Below are 12,079 nucleotides of genomic sequence, written 5' to 3' on the forward strand. Positions count from 1 at the left end.
GGAGATATGGATTACTACGATGACAATGACAATGAGAATCTGGAGGTTATGCTGCTCCTTGAGGCAGTGAACGCAAAATATGGTTACGACTTCAGAAGTTACGCAAGGGCTTCAATAAAAAGAAGGATAAGGCACAGAATGTCCGTCTCAGGGATTAAAAAGATAACCGAGGTTATTGAAAGGCTGATATATGACAAGTCGTTTTTTACAGACCTGCTTGGAGATTTTTCGATAAGCACGACAGAGATGTTCAGGGACCCTGGGTTTTTTCAGGCCCTTAGAAAGACTGTTTTTCCAGTGTTACAACGCCTGCCGTTTATAAAAATATGGGTTGCTGGCTGCTCGACAGGGGAGGAGGTCTATTCCCTTGCTATACTCCTAAGAGAAGAGAAACTCTATGAGAAGTCAATGATTTACGCAACCGACTACTGCAATAAATCCCTGACTACTGCAAAAGAGGGTATTTACAACATAAAGTCGATAAAGAAATATGCCGCCAACTATATTCAAGCCGGAGGGATACAATCATTCAGCGATTACTTCAAAGCGGAAGCAGACTCAGCAGCCATTGACCCATCGCTGAGGCAAAACATGGTATTTTCAATTCATAATCTGGCGGCAGACGGGGTATTCGGTGAGATGAACATTATCTTGTGTAGAAATGTGCTGATATATTTCAACAGGGAGCTGCAGAATAAGGTATTTGGATTATTCACCCAATCGCTGGAAGAAGGCGGGTATCTTTGCCTTGGCTCAAAAGAAACCATCAGGCTTTCAACATATTCAGACAATTATGATGAGATGCTGAGAGATGAAAAGATATACAGAAGAAATTCAGCGCCGGTATCATATTCAAAGCCCAGCGCTCATCCCGTTGCTACCCCTGAGTTTGTTACAAAGGGAGGGGAGTTAATAAGGGACGTGAAGGCAAAAATGGAAGAGCTGGACTATCTGCTTAACAGCGTTGGTAGTCTCCCAGGACAATCATGAAGTACGAGGCAATTGTGATAGGGACATCTGCCGGTGGTTTGGATGCTGTTAAAACACTATGTGCCCATTTACCGGCTGATTTTTCAGTACCCATTGCGGCGGTTTTACACCTGCATCGCAATACAAAGGATGATTTGATAACTCTTCTTAACAGGGAGATTCGTTTAACTGTCAAATATGCCGAAGACAAAGAACAAATCCAAAAGGGGTGCTTATTCATAGCGCCGCCTGATTATCATCTTTTAATAGAAGACGACAGGACGTTCTCACTATCTGTGGATGAGCCTGTGAATTACTCGCGTCCATCGATAGACGTGTTATTTGAAAGCGCTGCAGATGTATTTCGCGAACACATTATTGGTATAATATTAACAGGGGCAAACAAGGATGGAAGCCTGGGGTTAAGGCGGATAAAGGAACGCGGGGGCACGACAATAGTTGAAAATCCCCGAACTGCGCAGTATTCTGAAATGCCGTTGGCAGCAATAGCAGAAGTTGAGGTGGATTACATTTTAGACATAAATGAGATAACCAATAAGGTCATGGAACTTTTACTGAGGTCAAAATGCAAAACATCTTAATCGTTGACGATAGAGAAGAAAACCTCCTGGTCTTGGAAACTCTCCTTGCCCAGCCAGGAGTTAATATAGTAAAGGCCCTAAGCGGTAAGGACGCGCTGTGGAACCTTCTGCGTAATGAGTTTTCATTAGTGATAATGGATGTACAGATGCCTGAGATGGACGGTTATGAGACGGCAAGTCTAATCAGAAGTAACAGCAAGACAAAGATGATTCCAATAATTTTTGTAACTGCTACATACAAAGAGAAAAAATCTATGTACAAAGCATATGAAAGCGGCGCTGTAGATTATCTGGTAAAACCTATAGACGATGAGGTTCTAAAAAGCAAGGTAAACATATTTCTGCTGCTTGACAAGCGGACGAATCAATTAAATAAGGCAAACGAGGCCCTGGAAAAAGAAATCAAGATTCGTAAAGAAGCAGAGGAAGCATTAAGAAATTCGCTGTCATTAGTGCATTCGACCATCAACTCTACGGCAGATGGGCTGTTGGTAATCGGGGCAGATCGTAAAGTGAAAATTTATAACAGAGCATTTGCACAAATATGGAATCTTCCTGAGAATCTTCTCTCAACCAAAGATGATAATGCCTTATTGTCTCATGTTTTATCGCAGTTGAAAGACCCTGATGGGTTCATTCGGAAGGTAAATGAGTTGTACGACAAACCAAAAGATGAGAGTTTTGATATCATAGACTTTAAAGATGGCAGGTGTATACAAAGATATTCTTTCCCGCAGGTTGAAGGCGATAATATAACTGGCAGAGTATGGAGTTTCCATGACATCACCGAGCATCAGAAGTTGACTGCACAGTTAAGACTTCAAAGTGAAATAATGTCTAATATGGCTGAGGGTGTCAACCTTATACGGTCTGGAACTATTATGTACTGCAACTCGAAATTTGAAGAGATGTTTGGGTATAATCCCGGTGAGTTAATCGGCCAGAATATCTCTGTGGTTAATGCCCCCACTGAAACATCACCCGCAGTAAAAGAGATTACAGAATCGTTAGATAAATATAAATTATGGCAAGGTGAAGTGCGCAGTCAAAAAAAGACAGGGGAGCATTTTTGGTGTTTCGTGACTGTTTCGACCTTTGAGCATACTGAGTACGGTAAAGTGTGGGTATCTGTATACACAGACATTACCCAGCGTAAAAAGGCGAGGGAAGACCTTGAACGATTCTTTGCACTTTCAATAGATATGTTATGTATAACCGAGATTGACGGGTATTTCAAAGTACTCAGTCAATCGTTCGAGAAGACGCTTGGCTTTACGCTCGATGAGCTTAAGTCAAAGCCATACAAGGAGTTTATCCATCCAGACGACAGACTTGTCTCGCTTGATGCGGTGGAAACAGCGCTGCAGGGAATACCGCTATATAATTTTAAAAACAGATTTTTATGTAAGGACGGCACATATAAACTTCTCTCGTGGATGGTATTGCCTGTTACTGAAGAAGGTATTTCCTATTGTACTGCGGTTGACGTTACTGAACAAGTGAAGATGCAGGATATAATGAAACAGGACCTTGTGCTGCAATCCTCGATTGCTAAGGTAACAGAGGCCCTGTTAAACCCAAAGTATGACAAATACTATATTTCAAAACTAGTACACGATGAATCGCTGATATTGACTGACAGCGAGCATGGTTACGCATCATTGATAGATGAAAATAATGATAATGTTGCAATCAATCTTACGGATATGATGGACAGACAATGTAAAATTGCAAAGGAACAACAAACCACCAAATTTCCCAAAGGACCAACTGGATACAATGCCCTGTGGGGACATTCATTAAATACCGGAGAGGGCTTTTTCACCAACACACCAAAGGGACATCAGTCATATAAGGGTTGTACTCCAGCCGGACATCTCGAGATAAAGAACTTCTTGTCGGTCCCTGTAAAATCAGGCAGCAAGGTAATAGGGCAGATAGCCCTGGCAAATTCCCGAAGGGCTTATACGGAGAGGGATTTCTCTATAATTGAACGATTAGCGTCCATATACGCAGTAGCGCTTGAGAGAAAACAAATAGAGGAAAGACTATCGGAAAGTGAGCAGAGATTTAGAGTTATCTTTAATGAGACACCAGTTGGGATTGCGATTACTGAGGTAAATACTGGCAGATTTGTTCAGGTTAATAAGGCGTACTGCAGCATTATCGGGTACTCTCATAACGAGATTGTTGACTATACATTTCATGCCCTTACCCATCCAGATGATATTCAACAACAACTCGATGGGCTTAGACAACTACACAACGGTGATATATCGGTTTTTAACATGGAAAAACGGTATATTCACAAGGACGCTAAAGTAGTATGGGTAAGCCTGACAACTGTTTCTTTTTTACAAGACACAGGGAAACCGTTGTTTTATCTCAACATAGTTAAAGACATAACACATGAAAAACAGTTGTCTGAATATCTTAAAGCAAGCCAGATTGACGTAATGGAGGCACAAAGCAAGGCACACTTCGGCACATGGACATATGACCCGGTAACTCATCAGCGTCAATGGTCATTAGAAATGTTCAATATCTGGGGGTTGGACCCCAAACAAGGCCCGCCACACAGCTACATTAAATATATCCATCCGGCAGATTACCCACACTTTGATAACGCGCTAAGAGAGGCGGTTGAACTTGGAAAACCCTATACCTTAGAGTTACGCATTATTCGTCCTGATAAAACTGAAAGAGTTATAAACACTATCTGTGAGCCTGTTTTAGACGCTGCCGGTAAGGTAGTGAAACTCAGGGGTTCAATTCATGACATTACCGAACGTGAAAAAACCGAAAAAGAATTGATTAGAGTGGTCACGCTCTTAGATATCACCGGGCACATAGCAAAGATTGGCGGCTGGTCGCTGGACATGGAGACGATGGATTTAATATGGAGCAAAGAGGTATACAATATTCATGAACTCGATGTTACACAACCACCTGATTTCGAAACCGCTATAAATTTTTATCCCGCAGAGGTTCGTCTGAGTTTAATTGACAACATACAGGATTGCATGAATACAGGCAGGGACATGAACATAGAACTACCGTTTATTACAGCTAAGGGCAATCACATATGGGTAAGCATACAGTCTAAGGCTGAACGTAAAGATGGTAAAATCGTCCGGCTGATTGGCTCAGTCCAGGATATCACGCAGCGTAAAAGAATGGAAGATGCCCTGCGCATAGAGCGCGATAAACTCAAATCTATTATGGATACAATGGAAGACGGCGTATATATTGTAACCAAAGACCATGAGATTGATTTCATCAACAAGGCTTTAGTCAGTGAATTTGGAGAGGTAAACGGACGTAAATGCTACGAGTATTTCCACGACAAAAATGAACAGTGCGCCTGGTGCAAAAATGACGAGGTATTCTCAGGCAAGAGCGTTAAATGGGAATGGCGCTCCTCAAAAAACAACAGGACATACTCTCTGTATGACACCCCATTAAGAAATGTTGACGAATCTATGTATAAATTCGAGATATTTCATGACATCACAGATATTAAAACCGCCCAGTATCTGATTCAAAGGGAGCTTAATTATCAGAAGGCTGTTGCAGAGGTTTCTGAGGCGCTGCTGTCTCCTGATAAAACCATTCACGATATTTCATGTATAGTTCATAAACAGACAATGAGCCTTACAGAGAGTTTATTTGGCTATGTGTCTGAGGTTGACTCCAACACTGAAGAGCTGATAAATCATGCTTTCAGTGATATGGCAGGCCAGCAGATATGCAGGGTAGATCCGAGATATTTCAGGTTGACCTTCCCAAAAGGTGAAAATGGTTATAACGCATTGTGGGGACATTCGTTAAATACAAAACAGGGATTTTACACAAATAATCCCCTGGGGCATCCGTCTTATAAGGGAGTGTTCCCAGAGGGGCATGTCCGATTAATAAGGTTTCTCTCCGTACCCGCCATGATAGGAGATAAACCCATAGGACAGATTTCCTTAGCAAACGCGGAAAGGGATTATACAGATGAGGATTTGAATGTTATAACACGCCTTGCCTCGATTTACGCCTTAGCCCTCGAACGTAAGAGAATGGAAATCAAACTAAAGGAATTAAATACCAGACTTGAGGCGATGGTAGAAGAAGAAACCCATAAAAGGCAGCAGCAAGAGCAGCTATTGATACAGCAGTCAAAGATGGCAGCGATGGGTGAGATGCTGGCACTAATAGGGCATCAATGGAGGCAGCCTCTGAATGCTATAGGTATGTCAGTGCAGGACATAAAAGAGGCTTATGAATATGGAGAACTCAACAATGAATATATAAAAGATACTGTCGATGCGACAATGAATCAAGTATTTTTTATGTCAAAGACAATAGATGACTTTAAGAATTTTTTCAAAACATCAAAGGAGAAAGTCAGGTTTGATGTAAGCGCTGCCGTGAAAGAGCTGACTGCAATGTTCGAGCAGATGTTCAAGAAAAGCGATGTAGATATTTCTATAAGAACTGAGCCAGGCACATTACTAACTACAGCGGGATATCCAAACGAATTTAAACATGTGATACTCAATATTCTAAATAACGCAAAGGATGCTATTACTGCTAAGAAGGAAACTGAAATACATGGGCTGATAGAAATAAATATTGCCAATGATGAGGCAAAAGATAAGATAATAGTTACGCTAAGAGATAACGGCGGCGGCATCCCAACTGATGTTATAGAGAAAATCTTTGAGCCTTACTACACAACAAAAGGGGAAGAAGGCACAGGGATTGGACTTTATATGTCCAAAACCATAATTGAGGCTAACATGGGCGGCAGCCTTACTGTGAGAAACATCGATGGCGGGGCTGAGTTTATAATAGAGCTGACGGTAAGAAGATAAACTGGAGTGTACGAAACGACATGGAAGATAAGACCAAAGATGAGATAGCAGAGCTTAAACAGTTGTTAGAGCAGTGCAGGAGGGCAGAGCAGAAGCGTCATAAGGAAACAAAATCGCTTCTTATCTCCGCCCTTGAATCAACTGCCGATGGGATACTTGTTGTGGACAGAAAAGGTAATGTAACTTACTATAACCAGAAATTTGTAGATATGTGGCAAATACCAGATTCCTTATTGTCCACCAAAGATGACGCTAAAATTTTATCTTACGTGCTTGGTCAGCTAAGTGAACCGGAGGCATTTATCATGAAGGTGAATGAACTCTACGACAAACCTTCAGAGTCGAGCTTTGATACTATAGAATTTAAGGACGGGAAGATTTTTGAACGATACTCCCAGTCTCAAATAATGGACGATGATATCCTTGGAAGGGTATGGAGTTTTCGTGACATAACAAAGGCAATAGCGGCGCAACGTAAACTGTTAAAAAGTGAAAAGAGATACCGCCAATTGGTTGAACTTCACCATGCAGGCATATGTGTTTTTGATAAAGATGATTATAGTATATATGTAAACCCAGCGATGGCTGAGATGCTTGGTTACACTGCCGGGGAATTAATCGGACATAAGCCACAAGAATTTGTGGACGAATCTGATGCCCTTCTAATACAAGAGATCAAAGAGACCTTAAGGGCTGGGAAAATGGAGCAAAGAGACCTTAAGTTTATTAAAAAAGACGGCGCCAAACTCTACACGATGGTGGATTTGTCCCCTATATTTAACGATTCAGGGGTATATGAGGGGGCGATAGCGGGAGTGATAGATGTATCTGAAAAAAGGTTGATTGAGCAAGAACTCCGCCACGCCCAGAAGATGGAATCAATAGGACAGCTTGCCGGTGGGATAGCACATGACTTTAACAATATAATCTCCTCGGTTATAAACTATGTGTATTTGATTAAAAGAAAAATAAACGACATAACTAGTGAGGAACTGCATGACTTCGTAGACGAGATTCAGGCCTCAGCAGAAAGGGCGTCCAATCTAACAAAAAACCTGCTGGTATTCAGCAGAAAACATGCCTTTGAGTTTAACACAGTAAATCTTGTCCACATTATAAATGGAATGAAAGTCCTCTTGATTAATCTTATCGGGGATGACATTGAATTAGAGCTAAGTATGCCCGACAGTGAGCTGCATATATATGCCGATGTAAATCAGATAGAGATGATGTTAATGAACTTAGCCGCTAACGCAAGGGACGCAATGGTTGATGGCGGGAAATTAGGGATTACTGTACAGAAGGTTAAATCTAACGAAAGATTTATGAAATTTGCAAGCGTGGAGCATACGCAGGATTATGTCCTGTTAAGTATTTCAGACACCGGTATGGGCATGGCTAATGAGACAATGATAAAGATATTCGATCCATTTTTCACGACAAAAGAAGTAGGAAAAGGGACAGGGCTTGGGTTATCTACTGTCTATGGGGTTGTAAAGCAGCATAAAGGATATATAGAGGTAAAGAGTGAATTAAACAAGGGGACAACTTTTTTGATTTATCTGCCTCTGACTGATAATTTTATAACAAACGAAAATGCAGTGACAATCTGTGATGTGCAACATGGCAAGGGGCGTATTCTTATCGCAGAAGATGATGAATCTTTGAGAAAGGTTACCACGCGCGTATTAACACGGGCTGGCTACGACGTGATAACCGCCGGGGATGGAGAAGAGGTAGTAAAACTGTACGCTGAAAACACTGTGGATTTAATAATAATGGATATTATAATGCCAAAGATGAATGGGAAAGCGGCATATGATAAAATAATAGCAATAAACAAAGACGCAAAGGTTATCTTTGTAAGCGGCTATACAGACGTTTATCTAGAGAATAAGCAGATAAAAGATGAGAACTTTAACTATATAACAAAGCCAATTGACGTTGTAAAGCTGCTGTCAGTGATTAGGGAGGTACTAAGCAAGTGAACACTAAGGGAAAGATACTTATAATAGATGATGATAAATCGCTGCTGAAATCATCCATGATGATTTTAAGGGCGGAAGGTTATGACGTAGAGACTGAGCAGGAAAGTAAAAACGCGGTAGAAAGAATTACTGCCGGGGGATATGACCTGACAATAACCGATATAAGGATGCCCAATATCACCGGTTTAGAGATAATAGCCGAGATGAGAAGAAGAGGGATGGAGGAGCCTGTAATATTGATGACGGCATATGCGGATTTACCAGCAGCCATAGACGCAATCAGAAGAGGGGCATTTGATTTTCTGCTAAAGCCGTTCAACCCTGATGATTTCATCTTATCAGTAGAGCGGGGGATGCGTTTTAGTAATTTACTGAAGATAGAGAAAAGTTATAAAAGGCAGTTGGAGCAGGATGTCCTGGCAAAGACAAAAGAACTAAGAGATGCGTTTGGTAAGATAACAGAACTAAGCAACGAGATGATGTTTCGTCTGATAAAGGCATCTGAATATAAGGATCAGGAAACCGGCACACATATCTTAAGGGTAAAGCAGTATTCCGTAGTGCTTGCCGAGGAATTAGATTTGCCCAGGGGTTTTGTCGATAAGATAGCGTTTGTCAGCCCATTGCACGATGTTGGAAAGATAGGTGTATCAGAAAGTATTTTACTAAAGACAGAGAGACTAACGAATGAGGAGTTTAATCTCATTAAACACCATACCCATATGGGTTCTGACATATTAAAAGGATCAAATAATGAGCAGATACAGTTGGCCGCAGCAGTAGCATTGAGCCACCATGAAAGGTGGGATGGCAGCGGTTATCCTCTCGGTTTAAAAGGTGAAGAGATTCTCTTAGAGGCGAGAATAGTGAATATCTGCGACCAGTACGACGCCCTAATGACAAGCAGACCCTATAAACCGTCATTCGGACATGAGAAAACCTATGATATATTGACTAATGGCGATGGAAGGACAATGCCAAATCATTTTGACCCTAAAGTGCTGGATGCGTTTAAGAACTGTGCGGGTTTATTTAAGAGTATCTATGACAATTCATGAAGAGGCTGTTAAAAGATGAAAGGAATAGATAACACAGTTGAGACAATGACATATAAACTATCAGATATTTTCAATATTAAAGAGTTGCAGGAACTGTTCGGGAGTTTCACCAAACTTACAGGAGCGGTTACGGCAGTTCTTGATCTGGAGGGCAATATATTCACAGCTAGCGGGTGGCAGCCGCTCTGTACTGAGTTTCATCGTGTAAACCCTATAACAGCGATAAGATGCAGCAATGGTAAAATAGAGGCAGGACAGCGATACAGCGTCCACAGGTGTAAGAACGGACTTGTGTACGTTACAGTACCCATAGTTATAGCGGGGGTACACATAGGCAGCCTTTGTACAGGACAGTTCTTTTTTGAACCACCTGATGAGCAATTGTTCATCAGGCAGTCTGAGGGGTGTGGCTTTACAGAATATCCCGATGCCTTATCTAAAATCCCGATATTTACAGAAGATTATGTAAAAACGATGATGGACTTCCTGCTGCGCCTGGCAAATCTCATAGGCGAGATGGGGCTGTCAAAGAAAAAAGCATTGGACAAATCAGAGAGAATATTTTCCTCATATTTGGATGGGATCAACGCATACGTGTATATTAAAGATACTGCAAGTAATTATACCTTCATCAATAAGAAGACAGAAGAGTTGTTCAAAATTACAAGGGCAGATTTATCAAAACGGAAATATACAGACTACGACTTTTTTGATACCCCTATGGCTGAAAAAGCACGCGAAGGCGATAGATGTATTATGGATACTGGCGGGCATATGGAGTTTGAGGAGGCAGGGCATCCTAAAAATATGCACGAGACGACAGCCCGATATTATTTAACCCTAAAGTTTCCATTGAAGGACGACAGAGATAATATTATTGGTATCTGCGGTTTCTCCTATGATATTACCCAGCAAAAAATACTATTGAAGGAAAGGGACAGATTTTTCAACGAAACGCTGGACTTGATATGCATTGCCTCTACCGATGGGTACTTCAAGCAGGTCAATCCAATGTTTGAGAGAGCGCTTGGATATACAACACGGGAGATTTACTCTAAACCTATAATGGAGTTTATCCACCCCGATGACAGAGAAGCTACTATTGTAGAGATAGAGAAACAAATCAAGGGATTAAAAACAGTTGGGTTTGAAAACCGGTATATATGCAAGGACGGTTCTTATAGGACATTATCATGGTTAGCTGGCCCTGTCTTCGAGGACGGCAGCATTTACGCTGCTGCAAGGGATATTACCCAGCAAAAGATGTTAGATAACGAGCTTCATCTGCAGAGTGAGATAATAGCGAATATGGAGGAAGGCATAGTCCTGATAAAAGTTTCAGACGGAAGCATTGTTTATGTTAATCCTAAATTCAACAATATGTTCGGGTACAATAAAGATGAACTTGTAGGTCAACACGTGTCTATACTGAATGCCCAAACTGACTTGTCCCCTGAGGATGTAGCAAAACAAATCATGACAACGTTAAATGAAACCGGCAGTTGGAAGGGTGAGGTATTAAATATAAAAAAGGATGGTACTACTTTTTGCTGCCAAGCTACGGTATCAACATTCGAGCATAAGGAATATGGCAGGGTGTGGGTCACAGTTCATCATGATATAACCCAAAGAAAGGCTTTGGAGAGCCTCATATTAAAGGAGAAGAGATTTTCGGAATCAATAATTAATACATTGCCTGGCATGTTCTATCTATTTGATCGCACTGGCAAGTTTATATTATGGAATAAAAACATGGAGATTATCACAGGTTATTCTTATGATGAGGTTTCACGAATGAACCCGCTTGATTTTTTCACTGGTAGTGACAGATACGCCATAACTGCCGCGATAACAGAGGCATTTACAAGTGGTAAGGCTGTGGTGGAGGCTGATATAATCACAAAAGACGGCAGGGGTATCCCATATTATTTTTCGGGCACTACGATAACAATCGATGGTGTTGAGTATATAACAGGGGTTGGTACTGATATCTCAGAGCGTAAGGCAATGGAGACTGCCCTGCGAGACAGTGAAGAAAAATATAGATTACTATTTGCACATGAAAATGACGCAATCTATCTCTGTGATGCGGAAACGTTGGAATTTATCGATGCAAATGATGCATGGAGCAATCAATACGGTTATACCAAAGACGAAATGAGAGGTAAGAGTGTACTCAGTATATCAGCAGAACCTGAACAGACCATAGAGCTCAGAAAAGACGTAATAAACTCAGGGGGGTCAAGGGTCCCTGATCTATTACACAGGCGAAAAGATGGAACAATCTTTTCCGTTGAGACCAGCATTGGGGTGTTCATGTATAAGGGACGCAAAGTATTATGTATCATATCGAGAGACATCACACAAAGATTACGATTAGAGGCTCAAAACGAATATAGCGCTAAATTATTTGACATTATTTTTGAAAATGTAATGGACAGCATGGTTCTGCTTGATAAGGACTTTAATTATATCAGGGTGAGCAGGAGTTATGCTAATGTATGCCAGCGAGAGGGTCTGCGTCAAAAAAATGGGATAAGGTGTTGAGCTTTTTATTTGGCCATGTTATTGTAGATATATATCTACAATAACATGGAGGT

6 protein-coding genes are annotated in these 12,079 nt (G+C 41.1%); all 6 read left to right on the forward strand.

Annotated features, from left to right (window positions below):
- Positions 1-6: 6 nt before the first annotated feature.
- The 6 genes from ASN18_RS03290 to ASN18_RS03315 are packed head-to-tail and all read left to right on the forward strand — an operon-like array spanning position 7 to position 12,026.
- Complete coding sequence (locus tag ASN18_RS03290; protein WP_085051181.1) at positions 7-990, forward strand: CheR family methyltransferase; 984 nt, start codon at positions 7-9, stop codon at positions 988-990.
- Entirely contained in the window at positions 987-1,571 is a 585-nt protein-coding gene (locus ASN18_RS03295; protein WP_085051182.1) for a chemotaxis protein CheB, read from the forward strand. Before ASN18_RS03290 ends, ASN18_RS03295 begins: the two co-directional genes overlap by 4 nt.
- A complete protein-coding gene (locus ASN18_RS03300; RefSeq protein ID WP_085051183.1) occupies positions 1,556-6,433 on the forward strand; it encodes a PAS domain S-box protein in 4,878 nt (1,625 codons plus the stop codon). Before ASN18_RS03295 ends, ASN18_RS03300 begins: the two co-directional genes overlap by 16 nt.
- Positions 6,434-6,453: 20 nt before the next feature.
- Entirely contained in the window at positions 6,454-8,421 is a 1,968-nt protein-coding gene (locus ASN18_RS03305) for a PAS domain-containing hybrid sensor histidine kinase/response regulator (protein WP_085051184.1), read from the forward strand.
- Positions 8,418-9,479 (forward strand): response regulator, encoded by a 1,062-nt coding sequence (locus ASN18_RS03310; RefSeq protein WP_085051185.1) that lies wholly within the window; start codon positions 8,418-8,420, stop codon positions 9,477-9,479. The genes ASN18_RS03305 and ASN18_RS03310 overlap by 4 nt, the downstream gene beginning before the upstream one ends.
- Positions 9,480-9,494: 15 nt before the next feature.
- Positions 9,495-12,026, forward strand: a complete 2,532-nt coding sequence (locus ASN18_RS03315; RefSeq protein WP_085051186.1) for a PAS domain S-box protein — start codon at positions 9,495-9,497, stop codon at positions 12,024-12,026.
- Positions 12,027-12,079: the final 53 nt, after the last annotated feature.

Source organism: Candidatus Magnetominusculus xianensis, from assembly GCA_001541255.1.
Lineage (GTDB): Bacteria > Nitrospirota > Thermodesulfovibrionia > Thermodesulfovibrionales > Magnetobacteriaceae > Magnetominusculus > Magnetominusculus xianensis.

Excerpts from the sequence above, each read along its gene's own strand:
- ASN18_RS03290 (WP_085051181.1), top strand. The coding sequence starts at position 7 with ATGGATTACTACGATGACAATGACAATGAGAATCTGGAGGTTATGCTG.
- ASN18_RS03295 (WP_085051182.1), top strand. The coding sequence starts at position 987 with ATGAAGTACGAGGCAATTGTGATAGGGACATCTGCCGGTGGTTTGGAT.
- ASN18_RS03300 (WP_085051183.1), top strand. The coding sequence starts at position 1,556 with ATGCAAAACATCTTAATCGTTGACGATAGAGAAGAAAACCTCCTGGTC.
- ASN18_RS03305 (WP_085051184.1), top strand. The coding sequence starts at position 6,454 with ATGGAAGATAAGACCAAAGATGAGATAGCAGAGCTTAAACAGTTGTTA.
- ASN18_RS03315 (WP_085051186.1), top strand. The coding sequence starts at position 9,495 with ATGAAAGGAATAGATAACACAGTTGAGACAATGACATATAAACTATCA.